The following is a 23,710-nucleotide window of genomic DNA, read 5'->3' on the forward strand; positions in this document are numbered from 1 at the left end:
GATGAAAGTGTTAGTAGTCGATGACGATGAAAAAATATTGAAAGTGCTGACGGCCTATTTGGAAAAGGAGGGCTATTCGGTAATAACAGCCAGGGACGGTTGGGAAGCGGTAGACAAAGCGCGGCAACTTGGGCCGGATATTGTTCTTTTAGACGTGATGCTGCCCAGCCTCGATGGCTGGGGGGTATGTAAGGAAATCCGGCGGACTAGTGATGTGCCGATCATTATGCTTACAGCTCGCGACGACGAAGCAGACCGTATTATCGGGCTTGAATTGGGTGCCGATGATTATGTTATCAAACCGTTTAGCCCGAAAGAAGTGCTTGCACGTATGCGGGCGATTTTTCGCCGGTTACAGCCGGCTAGTCGCCGGGATGGCGGGGAACGCATCCTCAAAGTCGGAGACGCTGTTTTGGACCAGAACAGCCGTAGTTTAACCATCGCCGGAACGCCGGTCGAATTAACGCCTACTGAATATAAGCTGCTGGAACTGTTTCTCGCCCATCCAGGCCAGGTGTTTTCCCGGCTCCAGTTAATTGAAAAAGTACAGGACTATGCTTTTGAAGGTTACGAGCGTACGGTGGATTCGCATATAAAAAATCTGCGTAAAAAATTAGGCGCTTCTCCGGATGAACCGCACTATATCAAGACCATCTATGGTGTAGGGTATAAACTGGTAGGTGAGCAACATGCATAGTCTGCAACTCCGCGTGACCGTAACTGTCTTCGCGACAACGGTGGTTGTTGTTTTAGGGCTGATGCTGGTTGTCAACTATCAGGTGTCGGAGAATTTTAGTTCCTATTTATACATGAGCGGCATGCATGGCATGATGATGAATCACGGCAATATGGCGGCAATGATGGGGGCGCCGGAAAGACAGTTTCTGATATCGCTCCGGTATTCGCTGGCAGTGGCGGCCGGAGTGATGCTGTTAATCGGGGCGGTAGTGAGTTATTACCTGGCTCGCAGTATCGCTGCTCCGGTGATTGACCTGAATCGGGCCGTCAATGACGTAGCAGCTGGCAATCTGGATGTAGCAGTGGCTGTCGATCGACAAGATGAGGTAGGTCAGTTGGCGGCAGCGTTTAATGCGATGACGGCAAAGTTAAAAGCCAATACGGTCCTCAGGCAACGGTTTCTGGCCGGCGTCGCACACGAGCTTCGTACGCCATTAACCATCCTGAAAGCAAACTTAGAGGGTATTGCAGATGGTGTAATTGTCCCCGATCAGGAACAAATAAAGTCCCTGACCGAAGAAGTAGACCGACTGACGAAAATGGTGGGGGAACTCAGAGATTTATCGTTATTGGAAACCGGACAGTTGACTCCTGATTATACTGAGATTGACCTCCACGCTACTTTGCGTCAGGTAATCCAAAAGAGCGCACCATTGGCTGCCGAAAAAAATTTGGCGCTAAGCCTCAAGATTGATGATAGTTTGCCGAGGATATGGGCTGACGCCGGCATGCTGCAGCAAATGGTGTACAACTTGCTTTTGAATGCCATCCGTTATACGCCGGCAGGGAGCGTGACTGTAACGGCAAAAGGGGACGGGACGGCCGTGACGATAGAGGTTATTGATACTGGCATAGGGATTGCGGCTGACGATATTGAGCATATCTTTGATTATTTTTATCGGGTTGACCCGGCCAGAACGAAACAGAGCGGCGGTACTGGTTTAGGGTTGGCCTTAGTCAAGCAAATGGCGCTGGCCCATGGTGGTCAGGTGTACGCAACCAGCACGCCAGGGCAAGGTAGTACCTTTACGTTGAAACTACCGCTACGTGCCCGGCAAAAACGCATAGTTTCTCCATAAAATCTCCATAAAATCTCCACAGTGTTGGGGTACAATAAAACCAACAAGAAGGAGGTGCATACATTATGATGATGGGTTATGGGTTTGGTGGTCCACTCGGATGGCTTGGCATGGGTTTCGGGTTGATTATCCACCTGGCATTTGTCGCTCTGATTGTCATGGCAGCCGTTTGGATGTTTAAAGCGGTATTTCGCGACGGACAACAGGCAAATAAGCCGATAAAAGCGGTCGAGATATTGAAAGAGCGGTATGCCAGAGGCGAAATTACCAATGAAGAATATCAACGCATGAAAAAAGAACTAGAATAAATTAACACAAATTCTTCATAATGTTTCCATACTTTCTCCACAATGATAGATTAAAATAAGGACAGACAAATTACAAGGAGGGACATCTTTATGAAAAAGAAAATTGTAATTGCTACCATGTTGGCAGCCTTAACTGCCGTGCCGGTATTCGCGGCGACTAATGACCAAACTCAATCGCAAAATGACTGGTTCAACCAAATGTTTAACTATCATAAGCAAATGATGCAACAAGCGGTTGACAATGGTGCTATGACCGCCGACCAAGCTGCCTGGATGAATGAGCATATGCAGCAAATGGCCCCCGTCATGCAGCAAATGATGCAAAATGGCGGCATGATGAATGGCGGCATGATGAATGGTAATATGATGGGCGGCATGATGGGAAATTTCAATAACAATAATAATAAGTAAAGTCCGCAAGTAAAAAACCAGGAGCAATCCTGGTTTTTCTTTATATCTTCATAACTTTTTCATATTAACTTTATATAATAGCAATAACAAGAGAAAAACGAGGGGCGGCAGACGGATGGTACTGATGTTGACCCGAGCTGATAAGTGGCTAATTGGCATTTTGCTGGTAGTATCCCTTGCCGGCATTGGGTATAGTACAATCGCCTATTCGGCCAGCAGTAGCGATGTGGCTGAAATTTGGGTGAATGGAGCATTATATCAAACGGTGATGTTACGTGCAGGCTATCGACAGGAATTCCGCGTTAATGTAGCCGGTGGTTACGACATTATTGAGGTAGAAGGCAGACGCATCCGAGTGCGGGAGGCGGACTGTCCTACTCAAGAATGTGTCCTAACTGGCTGGATTGAAAAGGCTCCACAGCAGATTGTCTGTCTGCCATACCGTATCGTGATTAAGGTTGTGTCGTCTGCACCGCTTGATATCGATGCAATTGTTCGTTGATAGGTTAAAAAAACAGAAGTTCTTCGCAATTTATTCATAGCTTCTTCACAATGACTTGGTATTATAAGAGCATCCAAGTACTGCGACGGACAGAGGGAGGAATACTCTATGGAACCGAATAAACCGGTGAACATGCCGGAAGAGACGGGCGAAACCTATACGCCAGTACAACGGGCAATTTTGAAATTACTGCAATGGGGAGCGTGGACGGCGGTTTTCGTAGCCATGCTGTATGTTATGCACTCGTAGCCTTACAACCCAAGTTGAACAGATGCTAAAAAAGTACTATTCGCTGCGCGATGAGCGCACCTGGATTACCACCGGCGAAGTACGGCGCGTTCTCGACCAGCGCGGTTTGGTTTTTGAATATGGCTAGGCGGGAGCCTAGCCATAATCAAAGCGCTTGGTTCCCGGTTAAACGCTAGTTTTTCCGGGATTTATATAGATTGTTTGCCTAGTGTCGGAAAGATGCTAGGCAAACTTTATATCAAAAATTTTAAAAAATTTGCCTTGATTGGAAAAGCAAGAGAGCACTAGAAAGAAGGGGAACTGTGCATCCAATTTTGTTTACTATCGGCAACTTTGAGGTTCGCGTGTGGGGTATTTTTGTAGCGTTGGGCGTGTTGGCCGGTCTATGGTTGGCCGTTCGTTTGGCCCAAGGCAGTGAGTTTACGGCCGAGATGTTACAGGAATATGTGATATACGGGGTACTTGCCGGTTTTTTAGGAGCCCGGGCGTGGGAAGTAGTCTTTTCATGGGGCAATTATGCGGCTGATCCCCTGCAGGCATTAATGTTCTGGCAGGGAGGCCTTTCTATTCAGGGGGCAGTTGTGGCCAACGTATTATTAGCCTGGTGGTATTTCGGCCGAAAGAAACTTTCCTTTCGCCGGTTTGCCGATATCGCCGCACCAGGGCTTATCTTAGGTCAGGCCATTGGGCGGATTGGCAGCTTTTTTAATGGCGATGCCTATGGAAAACCGACGGATGCTTGGTATGGCGTAATATATCAGCCGGGGACGCCGGCCTTTCATGCCTGGGGCGCAACGCCGCTTGTACCGGCCGAACTGATGGAAGCTGGCTTGGATTTTGTTATTTTGGCGGTTTTGCTCCGTTTGTTCCGGCGTAAGCAATTTGACGGGCAAGTGGCGCTAGCGTATTTTGTTCTGTATTCATTAGCACGGTTTGGGCTAGAGTTTTTGCGGACTGACAGTCTAATGATCGGGGGATTTAAAGCAGCCCAACTGACCGCTCTTCTCACAACAATGGTTGCGGCTGGCTTCTGGCTGTGGCAAATGCGCCAAACGCGCCAGGCAGCGGCAACACGCAGACTGTGAGAAGAAAAAAGGGGTGTGGGGGAAACGATACCCATCGTAGGCCTGGCTGGCGTCAGGTTCTTTTTTTATCACTTTTTCACATCTTGTTCATAGGTTTTTCATATTATGTTGCTATTATAAAGCAAGGCGTTTGTTGCCTCTGCGGATATTAAATAAACACTTGCTTTAAGTCGTAAAGGAGGGTGACCTTATGGAAAAAATGAATGCTGCGATAGACGAAAAAGAGAAGCAACAAGAAAAGTTACCTAATTTAGGGCCCAGCTTGGGAAGCAACTGGAAACATATGATCTTAATGATAATGGGCTGCCTGGCCCCGGTCGGGGTGGCCTTGATGTTAACGCAGGTGGGGTATACCGGTGTCGGAAACTATCTCCTATTTCTCCTTTGTCCCATCGTGCATATGATTATGATGCGAAATATGGACAAGAGCCCCAAAAAGTAAAATTGGAGAACGTTGTAATCTTCAAAAGACTTTCACATTTTCTTCATAGGTTTTTCACAATATTTGGTTATAGTGATATAAGGGCAAGGGCTTTACAATTAGGGGCTTTCTCTAAGGCCACGCCTAATCATCTAAAATTTGAAGGGAGAGAACTAGTTTTAAATGAACAGTAGGCAAATAAATAGTAACCGCTCAAGTTTACTTAAAGCACTTGTCCTATCCGGACTAATATTTACTACCAGTAGTTTTAATTTAGTACAAGCGGCCGAACAGCCGCTGACACTGCAGGAAATTGTCAACATCGCTATCAAGAATAATCCAGCAGTAATCGAGACCCAGCAACGCTGGGAAGAAAAAATCAGCAAGGTGCCGTCAGTCACGGCTCAACCTAATCCTAAGCTTGGTTTTATGAAAGACGAGATTGCTGGCAGTCCACTAAACATTGGCAGTGCTGTGATGACTGAGATTAGCCTGTCCCAGGAAATCATGAACCCGGCGAAGCTCAAGGCGATGGGAAAGATGGCCGAAAACGACGCTTATATGACTAAAGCTGGTTACAGCGAGAAACAACTTGACATTTACACCCAAACCAAGCAGGCCTATTACGACTACTTATATGCTAAGCAGGCGCTGGTCATTGGTAAGGAAACCCAACAACTGATGGGGCAACTGGCAAAACTTGCCCAAGTAAACTATTCGACCGGCATGGTTCCGCTCCAAGATACCTTGAAAGCGCAGACCGAGTTTTCCAAAATGACAGCCGATCTTTTAAACATGGCGGCAATGGAAGCAGTTGCTAAAGCCAAACTGAACAATCTCATGGGGCGCAGTGCTGATGCGCAGATTGAGGTTACGGAAGAGTTTAATGCACCGCCGCCTAACCTTGATTTGGCAGAGCTTACCAAAATAGCAGCAGCGGAGAAGCCAGCTATTATCGGTATGAATTATCAGGTAGAAATGGCTAAAAGCACAGTTGAGCTCGCACGCAAGCAAAAGTTACCGGACTTTGAATTCACCTTAGGCTACAAAACTAATAAAGAAAAAATGGTAGAAGAAACTGAGATGGGTCTAATGCTTGAAGACCGTAAACCTACCTGGAAGGTCGAGATCATGGCTATGCTGCCAATCCGGCAGGGTAAGATTAAGGCGGACATTAAAGCGGCTGAGGCCAATTTAGCGGCAGCTGAGGCAGCCCTCAAAAATATGAAGAACATGGCTGAACTGGATGTTCAGATGGCGCTTGCCGATGCCCAGGCAAGCTGGCGGCAAATTGACCTTTATAAAAACACTATTATTCCTCAAGCCGAACAGACATATCAGGCGGCAACTGTTAGTTATACCAATGGCAAGACTGATTTCATGACCGTGCTTGAGGCCGTGAACACGTTGCGTAACGCCAAACTAGGTTTATATAAAGCAAAAGTAGATTATGAAAAGGCCATAGCCAATTTGGAAAAGGCAGTAGGTAAGCCATTATTTCTCAACGCTGATATAACAAAAGTTAAATAAAGACTAGGAGGAACAATGGTGGACAGCACGCATAAGAAAAAAATCATAATTGCCGGCGTAGCGGTGGCCGTAATTGCCGGAGGGACTTTTGCCTACTATAACTCTCACAAACAAATGCCAGCGGCGGCAACCCATGCCGGACATGGTGGTAGTGCTGCCGTAGTTAAAGTAGACGGGGAGAAGGTAGTGCTTGACGCCAAGGCTCGCCAACTTGCCGGAGTACAAACGGCGGTGGTAGAGAAAAAGGCGCTAACGAAAGAAATTCGGACGACAGGCAAAATTGCCATTAACGAAAATGGCCGGGCCTATATCACCTCCCGGGTAATGGGTCGTGTCGATGAACTATACGTCACTGCCGAAGGGGAGTATATTGAGCCCGGCCAGGTAATTGCCGCCGTCTACAGTCCCGACTATATTGCCGCCCAAGAAGAATACATCCTGGCGATAGATACGGTGGATAAACTGCGCGGCGCGAGTCGCGACATTGTACAGATGAATAACCAACTGTTGCAAGCAGCGCGCCGCAAACTCGAACTTTTGGGCGTGCCGGCGCAAGACATAGAGCATATTGCCCATACCAGACAGCCTAATACGCATATGGCTGTTCGCGCCCAATTCGGCGGCACCGTGCTTGAAAAGCAAGTTCTGCTCGGCGCTTACATCATGCCGGGTGAAAAACTCTACGCTGTTTCCGATTTATCCTCAGTGTGGCTCTATGTTGATCTGTATGAAAAAGATGTAGCAAACGTGCAGGTCGGCCAAACCGTTACCGTTACGACCCCAGCCTATCCCGGCGAAACTTTTACAGGAGTAGTTAGTTTTATAAATCCTGTGCTTGACGATGCTACCCGCACCGTCAAAGTTAGGGTCGAGATGGCTAATCCAGCTGGCAAGCTCAAGCCTAATATGTTTGCTAACGCTACTATTAAAGTGCCACTGGGCGAAACAGTGGTTATACCGGCTTCAAGCTTGCTTGATACCGGTAAACGGAAGGTAGTCTTTGTTGCCCAAGGTGAAGATACCTTCGTTAAACGCGATATTGTAATTGGCCAGGAAGCAAACGGTTACATACAAGTCCTATCAGGCCTCCAGCCTGGTGAGGTTGTGGTGACAGCAGCAACCTTCTTGATCGATTCGCAAACGCAGTTAGGCAACTTTGGCAGCCATGCGGGCCATGGCGGCGGCGGAAAACCGCAAGCCTCTCAGCCTGCAGCCGTGCCGCAAGCTCCAGCAAACCCTGCGCCTTCAGGCAAAGCTGGCGGCGAGCATGCCGGTCACTAGGGGGATAAGCTATGCTAAATAAATTAATCGAGTTTTCGCTACATAATCGAGTAATTATTGTCGTTCTAACCGTATTTACAATTCTGTGGGGCGGCTTTGCCCTGAAAGATATGCCGATCGATGCCTTCCCGGATTTGAGTGAAAACCAGGTACTGGTTATGTCTGATTGGATGGGCCGGGGTCCGCAAGAGGTACAGGACCAGGTAACTTATCCGCTCGAGACAGCGCTGAGAGGCCTGCCAAATGTTAAACAAGTGCGCTCGTCGTCATCATTTGGTTTGTCCATGATTACTGTTATTTTTGAAGACGGCGTGGATACGTATTTTGCCCGGCAGGTGGTGGCCGAAAAAATTCAGCAAGCTATTCCAAGGTTGCCTCGGGGGGTACAGCCCACTTTAGGGCCGGTAAGTACCCCAATGGGCCAAGTATTCATGTATACTGTTGAGAGCGACCGGCACAATTTGGCCGAACTGCGTACTATCCAGGAGTTTTTCATCAAACCTCAGCTTAGTGCTGTACCTGGTGTCGCTGAGGTGCCAAGTATTGGCGGGTATGTTCTTCAGTATCAAGTAAATTTAGACCCGGATTTATTAAAGGCCTATAAAGTTGGTGTTAGCCAGGTATATGGGGCCATAAGCGCCAATAACGCCAATATCGGGGCGAAAGTAGTAGAACAAAACGGTCAGGAATACGTAATCCGCGGTCTTGGCCTTGTCCAATCAGTCGATGATATAAACAATATTGTCATCACGCAAAACAACAATATACCAGTATATGTCAAAGACGTAGCCCGGGTTACTATCGGTCCTGATTTTCGTCGTGGCGTTTTAACCAAGTTTGGTAATGAGGCGGCAGGCGGCATTGTCGTCATGCGGTCAGGTGAAAACGCACTGGAGGTTATCGCGCGGGCCAAGGCCAAGATAGCCGAAATTCAGCCGACCCTGCCTCCAGGGATGAAAATAGTGCCCTACTATGACCAGACCGAGCTGGTCCAAAAGGCGGTTAACACTTTAACAAGAGCGCTTGTCGAAGAATTTTTGCTTGTATCAATCATTGTTTTCCTCTTTTTAGGAAATTTCCGTTCAAGCATTATTGTTACTAGTGCAATCCCAATAGGTATCTTAATTGCTTTCATCTTAATGAAGCAAATCCATCTTTCCGCTAACCTGATGTCTCTCGGCGGCATTGCTATCGGGATTGGGGTTATGACCGATGCGGCCATCGTAATGGTCGAAAATGTTTACCGCCACCTTGCTGAAGACGGCGGCAAGCACAGTATTATTGATGTGACGTTAGAAGCGGCCAAGGAAGTAGCTGGTCCGATCTTCTTTTCTATCACTATAATCATTGTGACCTTCCTGCCCGTGTTTACCATGACTGGAACCGAGGGCAAACTCTACACGCCGATGGCCTGGACTAAGACGTTCGCCATGTCAGGTTCACTGCTACTCGCCTTTACCTTAGTTCCTGTACTTTGCACTATCTTGTTGCGGGGCAAAATCAAGGAAGAAGAGACATGGGTAGTGCGCAAGCTGCATCACGTCTATCTGCCGATATTAAAAACAGCGCTTAAGTTTCGTACCGCCACTATTGCGGCCGCGCTCGCCATCATGATTGCCGGTTTTGCCCTTTTGCCATTTTTGGGAACATCGTTTATGCCGGCTTTAGATGAGGGGACTTTCCTGGTGATGCCGACGATGCTACCGTCTGTTTCCCTTACCGAAGCGGTGGATGCCGCCAAAAAGATGGATAAAATCATCATGGAAATTCCCGAAGTCGAAATGTCGGTCGGTAAAGTCGGCCGGGCCGATACCGCACTAGACCCGGCCCCGATCAATATGATAGAAACTATTGTTACCCTAAAACCAAAAGAGCAGTGGCGCCCGGGCATAACCAAGGCGGACATTGAACAAGAGTTGATGGGCAAATTATCAAGCCTGCCTGGTTTAAATCTGGCCTTTACTCAACCAATTGCCGGGCGACTTGCAATGCTAACCAGCGGCGTGCGTACAGATGTCGGGATTAAATTGTATGGTGATGACTTAAATGTACTTCAGCAAAAAGCATTTGAAATCGAAAAAGCGCTAGCCACCGTGCCAGGAGTAAGTGATCTCTTGGCCGAGCGGATATTTGGCGCATCATATCTCGAAATTCATGTCGACCGGGAAAATGTTGCCCGTTATGGTCTTAACATCAACGATGTGGAAGACGCAATTGAAATGGCGATCGGCGGTCGGGTGGCGACGACGACAATCGAAGGGAAAAAACGATTTGATATCCTGCTGCGCTATAACCGGGACAACCGGGAAAACATTGATGCCATGCGCAATATTCTCATACCGGTAACAGCCGGCGGCAGTGCCAAGACTGGCAGTACTGGCGGCGGTATGGGCGGAATGGGTTCTGGCGCTGCCGCAGCTTTCGCTGCACCGGCTTCCGGCGCATATGTTCCGCTTGGGGAAGTAGCTCAGTTTCGCGTTGTTGATGGTCCGTCCATGATCAGTAGCGAAAACGGCATCTACCGGGTTATCATTCAATTGAATGTTCGTGACCGGGACATAGTAAGCTTCGTGGATGAAGCGTCAAAAGTAATTAAGGAAAAAGTTGAGCTACCACCCGGTTATTACTATAAGTGGGCCGGTCAGTACGAAAATCAGCAACGGGCAAAAGACCGTCTGGCGCTGGTAATTCCGGCGGTAATCCTCTTAACCTTCTTCCTGCTCTACATGTCCTTTAACTCTGTCGGGGATGCGCTGCTCATTATGCTCAATGTTCCGTTTTCCTTGGTTGGCGGTATTGTGGCTATCTATCTTACCGACACCTATATAACTGTAGCTGTAGCAGTAGGCTTTATTGCCCTCTTTGGCATAGCGGTGCAAAACGGTGTTATCATGGTAGACCATATTAACCGTTTGTTAAAGGATAGGCCCTTAGAAGAAGCGGTGCAGCAAGGCGCTCTTGACCGTTTCCGTCCGGTTATGATGACTGCGCTCGTGGCTAGCCTTGGTTTGTTTCCCTTAATCTTTTCCACCGGAACAGGTTCTGAGATCCAGCGCCCCATGGCGCTCGTCGTGGTGGGCGGCCTGGTCACCTCTACCATCTTAACCCTGGTGGTACTGCCAAGTATTTACTATGTTTGGAAAGGCCGACTGCTGGCTAAAGCTTCTTCGCATCAGAATATGTAATAATCAAGGTGACGTTATGCGAAAACTAATAATCGCTACGGTATTTGCGGTGACTCTAGGCAGCACAGGGACGGCGATGGCCGTCCCTGCTGCCACTACATATGATAATTTTCTTAAAACCCTAGATTCGATCATCAACGAGGCCGTGCTGCCTGTCCCGGAGGAGATAGTGACCGCGAAGGCGTGGGAGAAGAACCAGGCAGTTGTATCCATAGCCAAAACAATGTTGGGGCAACCGGTAGTATGGGGCGGCGCAAGTCCCGGGCAAGGCTTCGATTGTTCAGGATTAGTTCAGTATGTATTTCGGCAGGCCGGCATAAGCTTGCCGCGGACAGCAGACCGGCAGTTTCTCGTGGGACAGCCAGTAGCTAAATCTGCGCTAGAGCCCGGCGACTTGGTGTTCTTTACTACCTATGAGCCAGGGGCCTCACATGTGGGGATATATATTGGCGCTGATAAATTTGTTCATACCTCGTGGTCTCAGGGTGTCGTCGCAATTGGCGATATGAAGGATGACTATTTTGTCAAACGATATTATGGCGCAAAAAGAGTTATTTGAGGAGAAGTAATTGTATTATGGCGTGCAACTTCACGATTTCTTCATAATTTTTTCATTAAAAATCCAAATTCGTTTGCTAGTATATACTTAGAACAGATCAATTACGCAAGGTTAAATACTTAACAAACGAAAGGATGATTATTATGAATAAAAAATTAATAGCTTGGGTCGTCGGTGGTTTACTTACAGCTACGGTGGTTGCCTTCGGATACAACAGTGCCATAGGCAGCGCCGCCGAAAAAATTAATGAGCAAAAGACAGGGCAGGCTGCAATGATGCAAATGGGAGCGCAGGATATGGCCAAAACCATGTCGAGCGAGGAAATGCAAAAGCAGTGCCAAGAAATCATGAACAATCCGGAAATGCAAAAATTGATGCAGACCATGATGACCTCACCGGAAATGCAGAAAATGATGCAACAAGGCGCAGGCATGATGCCGGCGAACGACAGCCAGCAATCGTTTGGCTCTAATACCAACACAGCAAGTGTAGATCCGGCGGATCATGCCGCTCATCATCCGGCAGCTCCGAAGTAATAACGAAAGGCACGGCTACATACCGTGCCTTTCTAAATTAATAGCAGAAGTTAAAATTAAATGAGGTGTATCAACATTGAGCAAAAACTCTGTGCTAATCGTAGACGATGATGTCAAAATAGCCGCATTGTTAAAAGCTTATTTTGAAAAAGATGGCTTTATCACGTATATAGCTCATGATGGTTATCAGGCATTAGATAAGATACGGGAGCAAAAGCCGGACATTGTCGTTCTTGACCTTATGTTGCCTGGTATAGATGGCTGGGAGGTGTGCCGCCGGGCCAGAAAAATCGGCGATATTCCTATCCTAATGCTTACGGCCCGAGACGAAGAAGCCGACCGGCTTATTGGTCTGGAAATGGGCGCTGATGATTATGTTACTAAACCATTTAGTGCGAGGGAAGTGGTGGCACGGGTAAGAGCAATTCTCCGGCGAAGCCATAAGATAGCTGCCCAACCAGAGCCTATCAAGGTTGGCAACTTGCTCATCGACGCAGAACGCCATGTAATCATTAAAGACGACGAGATCTTGGACATGACACCAACCGAGTTTAAAATCCTCCAATTATTGGCGACCAATAAAGGCCGGGTATTTTCAAGACTGCAGTTAATTGAGCAAGTCCAGGGATATGCTTCAGAAGGATACGAGCGGACAATAGATGTTCATATCAAAAACATTAGGCGAAAGATTGAAAATAATCCGAAAGAACCGAAATACATTATCACTGTTTATGGCGTAGGCTATAAGTTTGCAGGTGATGACAATGTATAGCCTTACTTACCGAATCACTGGCCTGATGTTTTCGCTAGTTGCTATTACTGTATTCACCATGAGCTATCTCGCAAACTACCAAATGGAAGTCCATTTTAGTGCTTATTTAAATCAGCTGTTATTGCAGAATATGCTGTCTAATATATCCATGGGGTCAATGATGGGAACTCCGGAGCAAGCATTTCTTGCTAACATCCATCGGTCTCTTGTTTGGTATGGCGCCGGCATACTTGTTATAGGTCTTGTTGCAAGCTATGCTCTGGCGCGAAGCATTACTGTTCCGCTCCGACGGTTAAGTGCTGCCACCGAGGCTATCGAGCAAGGTAAGTTAGGGCATACAGTTGACATTAACTCTAACGACGAGGTGGGACGGTTAGCCAATACATTTAACAGGATGTCCCGTGCGCTAGCTGAGAACAATCGGCTGCGCAAGCGTTTGCTAGCTGATATTGCGCACGAACTCAAGACTCCCCTCTCGGTTATTCAAGGCAACCTGGAAGGGATGCTCGAGGGAGTAGTGGAAACCAGTCCCGAACAATTACATTCGTTATACGAGGAAACGGTTTATTTAAATAAGATAATAAATGAGCTTCGTGAGTTATCATTAGCCGAAGCTGGCCAGCTTACACTGGAAAGGCAGTTAACAGATGTTAATCCTTTAGTCAGCCGTGCCGTAAATATGTTAAAACCTTTGGCAGATGAAAAAAAAATCAAGCTTGCTTGCAGCTTGCAACATGTGCCGGAAATCAGTATTGATGTCATGAGGATAAATCAGGTACTCTACAATTTACTTTCCAATGCCGTTCGCTACACGCCGGCTAACGGTAAGATTGAAGCGGTTACTGCTGTAGTTAATCTCGACTCCAGAGAGTACGTGGCAATTTCTATTCGCGATAACGGTAAAGGGATAAGTGCCGATGACCTTCCGCATATCTTTGAACACTTCTATCGGGCCGATTTCGCCCGCGATCGTAAAAGCGGCGGCTCTGGTATCGGCCTTGCTATTGTAAAGCAATTAGTAGAGCTACACGGCGGAAAAGTTGAGGCAAAGAGCGAATTAGGGAAAGGCAGCGAGTTCACGGTATATTTGCCTGTTAATTAGGACCATAAACGTCATTTCCTTCATAAAAAATTCATAGTCATTTGTTATACTGGAACCGAAACTTATGATAATGGGAGGTGAATGAAATGAATATAATTATCGAGCCCGATGCCCGCAATTATATAATAAAAAAGAATAAGGATAGCGCCATCACCGTTGAAGTTATTAAGCGGCCCGGCAGCTGCTGAGGGGGCGGGTGCGTTGGTGACGCCCTGATCCCGTCCGTGCGACTGGGGAAAATTGAGCCAGGAAAGGTTCAAAGTTATCAAAAGGCTGTAATAGATGGTATAGATGTCTACTACCTTGGCAGTATGGCAACAAATTTTAAAACTGTTAGAGTAAAAATAGAAAAGTTGTTGTTTTTTACAAAACTGGTGGCTGCCGGTGAGTAGTAGCGGGATACGGAAGGGCTGAGATTAATTCTAAGAGAGCAGGTTAGGAAAGGATGAACACCTGCTTTTTTATTTGTTTTGTTTTTTAACTTTGATACTAGTCTTAAAAATAAAGGGACCTATAGGGGTAATTTTCACTACTTCCACATGGTGCCGGTATAGCACTTCCAGCCACTGCTTTAATAGATTTAATAGAATGGATATTACTAGTAAAAGTGACGCGAACCAGCCTAATTACAGCATCGAAATTGAAACTAATTTTTAGTGTTCAACCCTTTTGCAGAGAATCAAGAGAATCATTATTTGCTTTGAAAGGCCAGTTTGCTGCGCCCCAATCACACATGAGATTCAGTATTGGAATAAGTGTTTTTCCTTTCGGAGTTAAAGAATATTCCACCTTAGGCGGAATTTGGTGATATTCTTTGCGATAAATTAATTGCTCTGACTCTAGTTCTTTAAGTTGTTTGCTTAGCATTTTATGGGTAATACCCGGCAGGCTTTTCTTCAACTCTCCGTATCTTAAAGTTCCTTCCTCGGATAACGTATAAATTATCAACCATTTCCATTTCCTCCCGAGCACAGACAGTGTGTATGTTACAGGACAATTTGTATCGTTTGCCTCACAGTTAGACATTTTACCACTCTCCTATTTGATAATATCTGCAATAACATATAGTATCTATCATAAAAGTGCGTACTTTTATGATGAAAGAGTATCATGCAGAGTTAAAAGAACAGGTACTGCCAATAATAAAGGGGTTGGGCTCACTTTATTTGGCCGGACCATATGGTCCGGCCAAATAGTATAGTTCAAACTGCAAAATTCATTCTTCCTTATAGAAAATCTGCTGTACCTTCCAAGGGTCCTTCCCAACAATGTATGCCGCCGACTACATTGTAGATGTTTATGTAACCATATTCGGCCAAAATAGCAGCTGCCTTTGTCGTCCGATTACCGGTGCGGCATATTATATATATTATATATACAATTGTGTTACGAGGTATTTCGTCTATTCGTTCAGCGAGTTCTTCATAGGGCAGAAGGATCGAGCCGGGGATGTGATACTCGGAATACTCTGCGGGTGTACGCAGATCATAAATCAGCGCCCTACCTTGGTTATACGCTTCCAACAGTTCCTGAGCACTAACATTATTAATAACTGCTAAACGCGGTGATTGGGCCAGCTTATGCCCTTGTTGTGCAGTGGTTTGTTTCGTGGCCATATTAATTCCTCCCAGTAATTTCTATCAAAGAGAGTTTCTAGTTACAGTATAGGTTATTGTTGTGAAAGTCTTATGAAAGAAATGTGAAGAAATTATGGAAAATTCGTTAGTTGCTGCAAATACAACAAGCGGGTGATATTTAATACAGGGTATTATCGAGGTAAAGGTTAAGAACAGTTAAAGCCAGTATCAGGGTGACCGAGCTGGCTTTTGTTATATTTGGCAAAATTCGGGGATGTCGTGTTATATCAAATGGGAAATTGAAAATTCATCAGTTTTTTACATGTTCTTCATAATGATTTCATATGATTGTCGTATCATAAAAGTATCAATTAAGCAGATATAGGGGGAAAGATATGTTGGCATTAGCGGTAGTTCAAATGTTGGTTGTCGGATATTTATTGTATTATATAAAAAATCGAGCCGGTGAACTCGGTGATAGTCAAGGATTATACAAGTAGTTCACATTTTTCTTAATTGGACTTCTGCGCTTCGCTTTATCTGGAAATAGACGACAATGGGTAACCAGCAAAAAATGCTTGGATATGGCCGAGTGTTGGGATTGGTGCGAGCGCCAGGAACATGCTGTAGATAAATATGTTTCTAACTGAGGATGAATTTACACATAAATTAGCAAAATTTTAAAAACAGGGGGCATTTTACTTGAAAAAAAGTCTTATATTCGGAGTGGCGATTATACTTATGCTTAGCGTTTTTCTTGCAGGTTGCGGTAGCACGAAAGCCACACCTTCCGTAAATAGCCAACAAAGCACGAATCAATCTATGGGTCATGATGTAAACAGTCCTGAACACAAGGCAATGAACCAGTAATGACGATTAAAGCTGAGACCGGGCATTTTGTCCGGAGAAACTTGGGATATTGAGTTTGACTCTGACAATCTTGGTAACTGGCCGTTTCACTGTCATATTTCGCATTACACGTTAACAATATTGCGGCATGTTTGCCGTTGTGCAGTACCGGTGAGATGGAGAAAACAGGAGTGATATGACTGATACGGCCATTAAGCAAAATTTGGTTTTACGCGGTGATCAGGATAATATTTTCGGGTAAACGTTTATATTTATCAAAAAAAATTCATCACTTCTTCATAAAAAAAACACAGGTTATTCATAGGTTGCTCATAGGATCTTCATATTGAACTGATATTATAAAGATAACCGCTTAGGGGAGCTTACAGACCCTAAGATTATGCGAATGAAGAAGGGAGTGAAGCTTTCGCTACAACATATAGAAGCTAGCCTCAAGGTGCATCATAAACATGCATTCCTCAACAAGGGCGGGAAGCCTATACAAAATTTATATTGTATGGCTTGGGTCTACACAAAACTACTAATTATTTGGAGGGAATATAATGAAAAAAAGACTTCTAAGAACTGCTATCACAACCGCTCTCACCGTAACATTTGCGGTACCTGCTTTTGCCAATCCTTTCTCTGATGTTCCCCCAAAACACTGGGCCTATGATGCAGTAAATAAACTTGCTGCGGCCGGTATTATCGATGGTTATGGCGATGGCACCTTTAAAGGGGATAAAACGCTAACTCGCTATGAGATGGCCCAAATCGTTGCTAAGGCTATGGGGAAAGTCTCTACAGTTGACCAAAAAATTATTGTTGACAAATTAGCTGCTGAATTTGGTGCTGAACTGAACGAGTTAGGAATAAAAGTCGATGGTATTCAGAAACAATTGGACAATCAAATTAAATTCAATGGTGAAGCGCGAGTTCAATATGACAATGCAACCGAAGATACTACATATCGTTTCCGCCTCGGCGCAACCGGAAAAGTAAATGATAATACCAAAATTAACGTTCGTTTAACCACAGCTGATGAAAAAGGCTTTGATAAATCTTCTATTGATAGTTTTAACTCTACTCGCATTGACCGGTTCAATTTGGATACTAAAATTGGCAGTGTAAATACTGTTTTAGGTAAACAAGACTTAATACTTGGTAAAGGCCTTCTTTACAACTCCAATGAAGTAGATGGCGCCGCAATCACAGGCGCAAAAGTAAACTGGGATAAACTTACTTTAGCATACGATAACAGCGGCCCAATGTACTAGAAAGTGTGTAAAAACTTATAAATTAATCTTTAAAGTGTATAAAATTTATTATTATCGTTTATATAGAATATGCTCATGGTGTGGCTATGAGTATGATTATGAACTTTATCCCAGCTGTCCTTGTTGTGGAAATAGTTTGGTCGACGATCCTCCACAGGCCGGGTTCGTACTTTTCCCAGAGCTTCTTCTTGAAACTTCTCCACTTAAACTTTTTCCAGAACTCGCGTTTAAGCCGTAGACGTATTTTGGGGTTCTATGCAAATCAGGAAACAAATAGTTGAGTTGGTAAAAAATAGGCAATTTAGAAAATATATCAGTTTTTCACGGTTTCTTCACAGGTTCTTCATATTGATGTTATATAATTACATTGCGGTTAACAAATTCCAGTAATCCGGATGATAACGGAGGTGAAGAAGATGACAATGGGCGGAGTAGCTGGTGGTGCGGGTATGTCTGGTATGGCTGGCTGCAGTGGTAGCCAACACAGCCAAATGATGGGCGGTGCCAAAAATACAACTACCAACACCAATCAGACACCGGCGGCTAACAAAGCGCAGGCCATAAGTATCGACCCTAATTTGGGGCAAAAGGTGGATATCACCGTATAAGTACACATTCATTAGCTTTGAACGTATGAAAATATTTCATTTGGGAGGAACTGACAATGAAGAAGATTACCAAAACCTTATTTGCTGCTCTGGTGGCTGCCTTTGTATTTGGCGCGGTCGTGAGTCCTACACTGACTCCGGTATTTGCCGCCGCTCAGACTGCTGATCAAACTACCAATCAAGAGCAACAAAAGCCGTCAGAAGATGCTCCGCAAGGCGGAAACGAACACTCTGGTCATCACGGTTAATAGGGCAAGGGTAAAAACAGCCGGATAACCTTTCAGGTAGAGGATGTCCGGCTGTTTTTATAATATGGCGCAAAATAAGCGGATATAGTAAAAGTTCACAACAAAAACAAATATTCTTCATAAGTTTTTCAAGTTTTTCTGTTATATTATAGTCAAACAGCAAATAAGGAGGGCTGTCATATGGAATGGCAGGATATTATACAGTACGGGCTTATCTTCGGTGTGATGTTTTTAATGATGCGGTTTGGAGGATGCTGCGGCGGACATAGCCATGGCTCAAGTAAATCAAATGGGCACAAGTCCGGCTGCTGTGGCGGAAATCAAACAGGTAAAGAGACCGAACTTACTGGGAAAAATTCCGTAACAGAAAAAAAGAGTTGTCACTGAGATATTTTTAATAAGGTATTGCCAAATGTGACGTGTTGGGTTATAATAATCTCCGCGGTATGCTCGGGCGCTGCCGCGAGATGCCAGAGTTTACTTGTCTGCTGATATCAACCACACAAGGCCCGTTGGTCAAGTGGTTAAGACACCGCCCTTTCACGGCGGTAACAGGGGTTCGAATCCCCTACGGGTCACCAACTCGTCTATGGCCCCGTGGTGTAGTGGTTAACATGCCGCCCTGTCACGGCGGAGATCGTGGGTTCAAGTCCCATCGGGGTCGCCATATATGCCTCGGTAGCTCAGTTGGTAGAGCAGAGGACTGAAAATCCTCGTGTCGGCGGTTCGATTCCGCCCTGAGGCACCACCTCGGCCGCTCCTCATGCGAGGAGCGGTTTTTTGCACCCCGGGTTACACGTTGTGACTCGGGACTATTTTTTAGCGAAAAATACCACGAATTAGCCGCCGGCCCGAATGCAGATGCTATAGATGATTTTAGCAGACGAAGGCGGTGGGCCTATGGGGCGGTTTATTGCTATTATGTCTACATTATTACTTTTCCTCACGGCCGCCGGCTACCTTTACCGGTTGACGCCATATACCTATACAGACGAGGACAATGCTTTCGCCGATGAAAGCGCCGCTGCAATGCTGGCGCTCATGGAGCGTATCGCCTGCGAGGGGAACGCGCTCCAGAAGCAGTCGCCAGGGCAGGCCGTAGACATTTATTGGGAGGGGCAGTATGAATTTAACCGGTTAAAACACGCGGCCTTGTTCTATAAAGGGGCGATGGCCGAAGACTTTGTTTATGCCCTGGACCTGGCCGAAGCCTGGTGCAAATATGCGGCCGACGCTGCCGATAATCCGTACGATGCTAAGGCGCGATTAGCGGCGGAGCAGCGGTTGGCAGCGGCCCGGGCCGAGTTTCGGGCCATTATTGCCAAAGAGTACCGCTAAGCCAGAGGTGAGGCGTAAAATCGGCCATGCGCATAATGGCGAAGTAGTGATTGGCGCGGTGATTTTCGGTAACACTAACCGTAACAAACGCCGCAAAGGATGATGGTATGGACTATCAAGAGCGCATTGCCCTGGACATAGCCTATCTTAAACGCCTGGGATATACCGACAGCGACGTGGCGGAAGTAGTAGCCCGCTATACTGGCTACTACTCCTGGAGCGGGCTCAGCCGCAACCAGCAGCGCCGGCTGGCCGAAGATCTCAATCGTCATGTGCGCATCGCCCGCAAGTGGCACTATCTCATCAACGGCTGGGTGCAATAGTCCCCGCCGTTTTTTTATATGGCGCCCATATTGGCAGTGCTTGCGCAAGTCAGCCCCAGCGACTATAATCCCCTTAGATAGTCCCCTGACGCTAAGGAGGTCCTATGCATCACGATCTACCTGCGGCCTTTTGCCAGCGGATGCAGGCCTTGCTGGCAGACGAGTTCGCCGCTTTTTACCAAAGCTACGAAGAGCCCCGCACATATGGCCTAAGGGTAAACACCCTTAAAATTACGCCAGCCGAACTGGTAAGCCTGGCGCCGTTTGCTCTGACGCCCGTGCCTTGGGCGACCGACGGGTTTTATTGCCTCGAAGAGCAGCGGCCGGGTAAACATCCCTACCATGCCGCTGGTTTGTACTATATCCAGGAGCCGAGCGCCATGGCTGCGGCGCCGCTCTTGGCGCCGCAGCCGGGAGAATTTGTCTTAGACTTGGCAGCCGCGCCGGGCGGCAAAGCGACGCACCTAGCGGCCTTTATGCAAGGGCAGGGCCTGCTTATTGCCAATGAAGTCCATCCGGCCCGGGCCAAAATTCTCTCCGAAAACATCGAACGGCTTGGCGTAAAAAACTGCATCGTGACGAACGAAACGCCGCCGCGGTTGGCCGAGCGTTTCCCTGCTTTTTTTGACCGGATTCTGGTGGACGCGCCCTGCTCCGGTGAAGGAATGTTCCGCAAAGACCCCGCCGCTTGCCAGGAGTGGACTCAGGATGCTCCGCGTCAGTGCGCCGCCCGGCAGCGGGAGATTTTGGCGGATGCAGTAAGAATGCTAAAAAGCGGCGGCTGGCTGCTCTACTCTACCTGCACGTTTGCCCCGGAGGAAAACGAAGAGATTGTCGATTGGCTGCTGGCTGCTTACCCGGATTTGGCGGTGGTGCCGCTGCCGCACAACCATGGCTTTGCTTCTGCCGTACCGGCCTGGGGCGGCGGTCGCAGCGACCTTGCCGGCGCCGTGCGCCTGTGGCCGCATAAACTTCGGGGCGAAGGTCATTTCCTAGCTCTGCTGCGCAAGCAGGGGGAAGGCAAAGGGACTGGCATCCGGCCTGGCCGCAAAGAGGGAAAGCGCCGCGCCGACTCCCGCTTAAAAGACTATCTTGCTTTTTGCCGGGAATTCTTTACTACCGTGCCGGAAGGTGACCTACAACTGTTTGGCGACCATCTTTACCTGTTGCCGCCGGGCGCGCCACCGCTTGACGGGCTTAAGATCCTTCGGCCCGGCTGGCATTTGGGTTGGCTGGCGAAAAACCGTTTCGAACCTTCGCATGCCTTGGCTATGGCCATTACCGCCAAGGATGTCCGCTACACAGCCGACTATTCCGCCGCCGACGACGCGGTTTGGCGCTATCTGCGGGGCGAAGCGCTGCCCCGCCAGGGCGAAAAAGGGTGGACACTCGTCACCGTCGACGGCTATCCTCTCGGATGGGGCAAGCAGAGCGCGGACAGCCTGAAAAACCATTATCCCAAAGGATTGCGCTGGCTGTAGGTAGAGTGGCTGTATTATTGCTATATTATTTGTTATGATTATCGGTGCTGCTATCTGGTCACTTGCCGGATTACCCATTATAATAGAATTGATATTAAAGGAAATTATTTCTCTTTCAAAACTGAAGCCGGAGGGCGAAGTAGTTTGCTAAATATTATTGCCAAAGCAGAACACACACATGATTTAACCAAGGACGAAATCGTTAAGCTGCTGGCGACTGATGAGTATAATCAAGAGCTGTTTGCGGCGGCCGACCGGGTGCGCAAGAGGTTTGTCGGCGATGAAGTCCATCTGCGAGGGTTGATTGAATTCTCCAATATCTGTAAACAGAATTGCCTGTACTGTGGTCTGAGACGCGACAACCAAAACCTTAAGCGATACCGTCTGACAGTTGAGCAGATTATTGATTTTGCCCGCAAAGCTAAGTCTTACGGCTACAAAACGATAGTATTGCAATCCGGCGAAGACAGTTCGTTTGATGTACCTACTATGCAGCATATTATTCGCGAAATCAAGGCTATGGACATGGCGCTGACGCTTAGCATCGGCGAAAAGACGCGGGAAGAATATGCGGCGTACAAGGAAGCGGGGGCCGACCGGTATTTGCTGCGGATTGAGACGACTGACAAAGCCCTCTATGAGGCTTTGGATCCGGGGATGAGTTTTGAAAACAGGATGCGGTGCTTGCGCGATTTGAAAGAACTTGGCTATGAGGTCGGTACGGGCTGTCTGGTAGGGCTGCCCGGGCAGACGCTGGAATCGCTTGCCGACGATATTCTCTTTTTTAAAGCGATCGATGCCGACATGATTGGCATCGGGCCGTTCATCCCCAATCCCGACACGCCGCTGGCTGGCGCAAAAGGCGGTACGTTTACACTCAGTTTAAAAGTAATGGCGCTTACCCGACTCCTCATGCCGGATATCAACATACCGGCTACTACGGCGATGGAAACGCTGGACCCGCATGGGCGGATTATTGCCCTGCAAAGCGGCGCTAATGTAGTCATGCCCAATGTTACCGAAGGGGAGTATCGCCAGTTATATGCTCTTTATCCCGGCAAGATCTGCATCAACGACACTCCCGCGCACTGCCGGGCTTGTATTACCGGCAAGATTAACGGGATCGGGCGCAAAGTTTCAGCCGGGTACGGTTACCGGCAGAAAAAGAAGATAGGGCAATAGAAAACGGCGGATAGTCCGCCGTTTTTTTGTGCCGGGAAGGATTTCGGGTTGGGGGCCACTGCTGGGTAACCTTTTGCTAGTCTACACGCATATGCTAATGCGTGTGATAAAAAGAAAGGGGCGATTTCATGGAGTGGTCCATCCTGCTCAGCATAATAATGATTAACTTGATTTTGTCCAGCGACAATGCACTTGCAATCGCGATGGCGAGCCGCGGCCTGCCGTCCGAGCAGCGAAAGAAAGCGGTGCTTTGGGGCAGCATTGGCGCGGTCGTGCTGCAAATACTGCTAACTTTTACGGCGTCGCTGCTGCTGAGTATACCTTATTTAAAAATTATTGGCGGAGTAATGCTGGTATGGATTGCGGCTAAGCTGTTTGGCGCCGAAGAAACCGAAGTCATTGCGCAAATCGAGAGCTGGGAGCTGCTGCCAGCGATTATTAAAATAATGGTGGCCAACTTAGTTATGAGTTTAGACAACGTTCTCGCCGTAGCCGCCATCGCCGACGGCAATTTTACCTTGCTAGGTCTGGGGCTGGTCATGAGTTTCCCGGTTATCATCTGGGGGAGCGCGGTTATTGTTGCTATCCTAGAGAAGTTCCCCGTCGTCAGTTGGCTCGGAGCAATCTTCTTAGGGTGGACGGCCGGCGGGATAATATCGTCAGACTGCAGTGTTGCGCCGCTCTTGGACCGGTACGACATTAGTCGTTTCTTTTTCTCCACCATTGCGGCGGCCCTAGTGGTCATGTACGGCGTAGTTAAGGATGGTAAAGCGGAAAATTATCGAATGCCGGAATAAGGGCGAGGTATGTCACCATAATTTAACGTGCGGCATATTATGTAGCAAAGCGACATTAGGGCACATAAAGGGAGGGCCGATTTTGTCCGGACAATATTACGAAGACTCTATAAGAACTCGCGAAACCCGCGGCCAAAATTAGCGTTGCAAGAACCGCCTACCAGCGGATATTGCGCTGGTAGGCGGTATTATTTATGGGACCTAAGTGGCCGCCAACCCTTGACATTGCTACATTAGTCGTGTAAAATAATAAGCGCTGAGAAATAGGTAAC

The 23,710-nt window shown here is 47.2% G+C and carries 27 protein-coding genes and 3 tRNA genes; 28 read left to right on the forward strand and 2 right to left on the reverse strand.

The window, feature by feature from the left end; genetic code table 11:
• Window position 1 precedes the first annotated feature (1 nt).
• The 15 genes from TCARDRAFT_RS08965 (at window position 2) to TCARDRAFT_RS09030 (ending at window position 13,758) form a co-directional block, all read left to right on the forward strand.
• On the forward strand, window positions 2–697 hold the full coding sequence (locus TCARDRAFT_RS08965; RefSeq protein ID WP_007289671.1) for a response regulator transcription factor: 696 nt from the start codon (window positions 2–4) through the stop codon (window positions 695–697).
• Complete coding sequence (locus TCARDRAFT_RS08970) at window positions 690–1,817, forward strand: sensor histidine kinase (RefSeq protein WP_007289672.1); 1,128 nt, start codon at window positions 690–692, stop codon at window positions 1,815–1,817. The genes TCARDRAFT_RS08965 and TCARDRAFT_RS08970 overlap by 8 nt, the downstream gene beginning before the upstream one ends.
• 65 nt (window positions 1,818–1,882) lie before the next feature.
• Complete coding sequence (locus TCARDRAFT_RS08975; RefSeq protein WP_007289673.1) at window positions 1,883–2,125, forward strand: SHOCT domain-containing protein; 243 nt, start codon at window positions 1,883–1,885, stop codon at window positions 2,123–2,125.
• 90 nt (window positions 2,126–2,215) lie between these two features.
• Window positions 2,216–2,536 carry a DUF2680 domain-containing protein gene (locus TCARDRAFT_RS08980; protein ID WP_007289701.1) on the forward strand — a complete coding sequence of 107 codons (321 nt, stop codon included), beginning with the start codon at window positions 2,216–2,218 and terminating at the stop codon, window positions 2,534–2,536.
• A 115-nt stretch (window positions 2,537–2,651) separates the two neighbouring features.
• Entirely contained in the window at window positions 2,652–3,038 is a 387-nt protein-coding gene (locus TCARDRAFT_RS08985; RefSeq protein ID WP_007289674.1) for a NusG domain II-containing protein, read from the forward strand.
• 108 nt (window positions 3,039–3,146) lie between these two features.
• Complete coding sequence (locus tag TCARDRAFT_RS15525; RefSeq protein ID WP_156784671.1) at window positions 3,147–3,287, forward strand: hypothetical protein; 141 nt, start codon at window positions 3,147–3,149, stop codon at window positions 3,285–3,287.
• 302 nt (window positions 3,288–3,589) lie between these two features.
• Complete coding sequence (lgt, locus tag TCARDRAFT_RS08990; protein ID WP_007289675.1) at window positions 3,590–4,372, forward strand: prolipoprotein diacylglyceryl transferase; 783 nt, start codon at window positions 3,590–3,592, stop codon at window positions 4,370–4,372.
• 190 nt (window positions 4,373–4,562) lie between these two features.
• Window positions 4,563–4,814, forward strand: a complete 252-nt coding sequence (locus TCARDRAFT_RS08995) for a DUF2933 domain-containing protein (RefSeq protein ID WP_007289702.1) — start codon at window positions 4,563–4,565, stop codon at window positions 4,812–4,814.
• 162 nt (window positions 4,815–4,976) lie between these two features.
• Window positions 4,977–6,323, forward strand: coding sequence for a TolC family protein (locus TCARDRAFT_RS09000; protein WP_007289676.1), 1,347 nt, complete (start codon window positions 4,977–4,979; stop codon window positions 6,321–6,323).
• 15 nt (window positions 6,324–6,338) lie between these two features.
• Window positions 6,339–7,604, forward strand: coding sequence for an efflux RND transporter periplasmic adaptor subunit (locus TCARDRAFT_RS09005; protein WP_007289677.1), 1,266 nt, complete (start codon window positions 6,339–6,341; stop codon window positions 7,602–7,604).
• 11 nt (window positions 7,605–7,615) lie between these two features.
• The gene (locus TCARDRAFT_RS09010; protein WP_007289678.1) at window positions 7,616–10,789 is read left to right on the forward strand and encodes an efflux RND transporter permease subunit; all 3,174 of its coding nucleotides are present in this window, start codon (window positions 7,616–7,618) and stop codon (window positions 10,787–10,789) included.
• 16 nt (window positions 10,790–10,805) lie between these two features.
• Window positions 10,806–11,348 carry a C40 family peptidase gene (locus TCARDRAFT_RS09015; protein WP_040683250.1) on the forward strand — a complete coding sequence of 181 codons (543 nt, stop codon included), beginning with the start codon at window positions 10,806–10,808 and terminating at the stop codon, window positions 11,346–11,348.
• 143 nt (window positions 11,349–11,491) lie between these two features.
• On the forward strand, window positions 11,492–11,884 hold the full coding sequence (locus tag TCARDRAFT_RS09020) for a hypothetical protein (RefSeq protein ID WP_007289679.1): 393 nt from the start codon (window positions 11,492–11,494) through the stop codon (window positions 11,882–11,884).
• A gap of 76 nt (window positions 11,885–11,960) precedes the next feature.
• A complete protein-coding gene (locus TCARDRAFT_RS09025) occupies window positions 11,961–12,656 on the forward strand; it encodes a response regulator transcription factor (RefSeq protein WP_007289680.1) in 696 nt (231 codons plus the stop codon).
• The gene (locus tag TCARDRAFT_RS09030) at window positions 12,649–13,758 is read left to right on the forward strand and encodes a sensor histidine kinase (protein ID WP_007289681.1); all 1,110 of its coding nucleotides are present in this window, start codon (window positions 12,649–12,651) and stop codon (window positions 13,756–13,758) included. Before TCARDRAFT_RS09025 ends, TCARDRAFT_RS09030 begins: the two co-directional genes overlap by 8 nt.
• Window positions 13,759–14,418: 660 nt before the next feature.
• On the opposite strand, the gene TCARDRAFT_RS09035 is transcribed toward TCARDRAFT_RS09030, so the two are convergent.
• Both TCARDRAFT_RS09035 and TCARDRAFT_RS09040 read right to left on the reverse strand, forming a co-directional pair.
• Window positions 14,419–14,784, reverse strand: coding sequence for a winged helix-turn-helix transcriptional regulator (locus tag TCARDRAFT_RS09035; RefSeq protein WP_007289682.1), 366 nt, complete (start codon window positions 14,782–14,784; stop codon window positions 14,419–14,421).
• A 200-nt stretch (window positions 14,785–14,984) separates the two neighbouring features.
• On the reverse strand, window positions 14,985–15,374 hold the full coding sequence (locus TCARDRAFT_RS09040; protein WP_007289704.1) for a rhodanese-like domain-containing protein: 390 nt from the start codon (window positions 15,372–15,374) through the stop codon (window positions 14,985–14,987).
• 858 nt (window positions 15,375–16,232) lie between these two features.
• Here TCARDRAFT_RS09040 and TCARDRAFT_RS16410 point away from each other — a divergent pair.
• The 13 genes from TCARDRAFT_RS16410 to TCARDRAFT_RS09100 all read left to right on the forward strand — a co-directional run bounded on the left by TCARDRAFT_RS16410 (window position 16,233) and on the right by TCARDRAFT_RS09100 (window position 23,438).
• Window positions 16,233–16,379 (forward strand): multicopper oxidase domain-containing protein, encoded by a 147-nt coding sequence (locus TCARDRAFT_RS16410; protein ID WP_198003917.1) that lies wholly within the window; start codon window positions 16,233–16,235, stop codon window positions 16,377–16,379.
• Window positions 16,380–16,747: 368 nt separating this feature from the next.
• Entirely contained in the window at window positions 16,748–17,461 is a 714-nt protein-coding gene (locus TCARDRAFT_RS09045; protein ID WP_007289683.1) for an S-layer homology domain-containing protein, read from the forward strand.
• A gap of 416 nt (window positions 17,462–17,877) precedes the next feature.
• Window positions 17,878–18,069: a hypothetical protein gene (locus tag TCARDRAFT_RS09050; RefSeq protein WP_040683251.1), complete on the forward strand. Its 192-nt coding sequence runs from the start codon at window positions 17,878–17,880 to the stop codon at window positions 18,067–18,069.
• Between the two features lie 56 nt (window positions 18,070–18,125).
• Window positions 18,126–18,317, forward strand: a complete 192-nt coding sequence (locus TCARDRAFT_RS09055; protein WP_040683252.1) for a hypothetical protein — start codon at window positions 18,126–18,128, stop codon at window positions 18,315–18,317.
• 180 nt (window positions 18,318–18,497) lie between these two features.
• Window positions 18,498–18,704, forward strand: a complete 207-nt coding sequence (locus tag TCARDRAFT_RS09060; protein WP_040683253.1) for a hypothetical protein — start codon at window positions 18,498–18,500, stop codon at window positions 18,702–18,704.
• 119 nt (window positions 18,705–18,823) lie between these two features.
• A tRNA-Glu gene (locus TCARDRAFT_RS09065) sits at window positions 18,824–18,898 on the forward strand.
• A gap of 10 nt (window positions 18,899–18,908) precedes the next feature.
• Window positions 18,909–18,984: transfer RNA gene (locus TCARDRAFT_RS09070), tRNA-Asp, on the forward strand.
• Window positions 18,985–18,989: 5 nt separating this feature from the next.
• Window positions 18,990–19,065 (forward strand) — tRNA-Phe (locus TCARDRAFT_RS09075).
• A gap of 152 nt (window positions 19,066–19,217) precedes the next feature.
• On the forward strand, window positions 19,218–19,655 hold the full coding sequence (locus tag TCARDRAFT_RS09080; RefSeq protein WP_007289684.1) for a hypothetical protein: 438 nt from the start codon (window positions 19,218–19,220) through the stop codon (window positions 19,653–19,655).
• A gap of 107 nt (window positions 19,656–19,762) precedes the next feature.
• Window positions 19,763–19,978: a hypothetical protein gene (locus tag TCARDRAFT_RS09085; RefSeq protein WP_007289685.1), complete on the forward strand. Its 216-nt coding sequence runs from the start codon at window positions 19,763–19,765 to the stop codon at window positions 19,976–19,978.
• 104 nt (window positions 19,979–20,082) lie between these two features.
• Complete coding sequence (locus TCARDRAFT_RS09090) at window positions 20,083–21,459, forward strand: RsmF rRNA methyltransferase first C-terminal domain-containing protein (RefSeq protein ID WP_007289686.1); 1,377 nt, start codon at window positions 20,083–20,085, stop codon at window positions 21,457–21,459.
• A 144-nt stretch (window positions 21,460–21,603) separates the two neighbouring features.
• Complete coding sequence (hydE, locus tag TCARDRAFT_RS09095; protein WP_007289687.1) at window positions 21,604–22,641, forward strand: [FeFe] hydrogenase H-cluster radical SAM maturase HydE; 1,038 nt, start codon at window positions 21,604–21,606, stop codon at window positions 22,639–22,641.
• Window positions 22,642–22,769: 128 nt separating this feature from the next.
• Window positions 22,770–23,438: a TerC family protein gene (locus tag TCARDRAFT_RS09100; RefSeq protein WP_007289688.1), complete on the forward strand. Its 669-nt coding sequence runs from the start codon at window positions 22,770–22,772 to the stop codon at window positions 23,436–23,438.
• Window positions 23,439–23,710 lie beyond the last annotated feature (272 nt).

It is taken from the genome of Thermosinus carboxydivorans Nor1, assembly GCF_000169155.1.
GTDB lineage: Bacteria > Bacillota > Negativicutes > Sporomusales > Thermosinaceae > Thermosinus > Thermosinus carboxydivorans.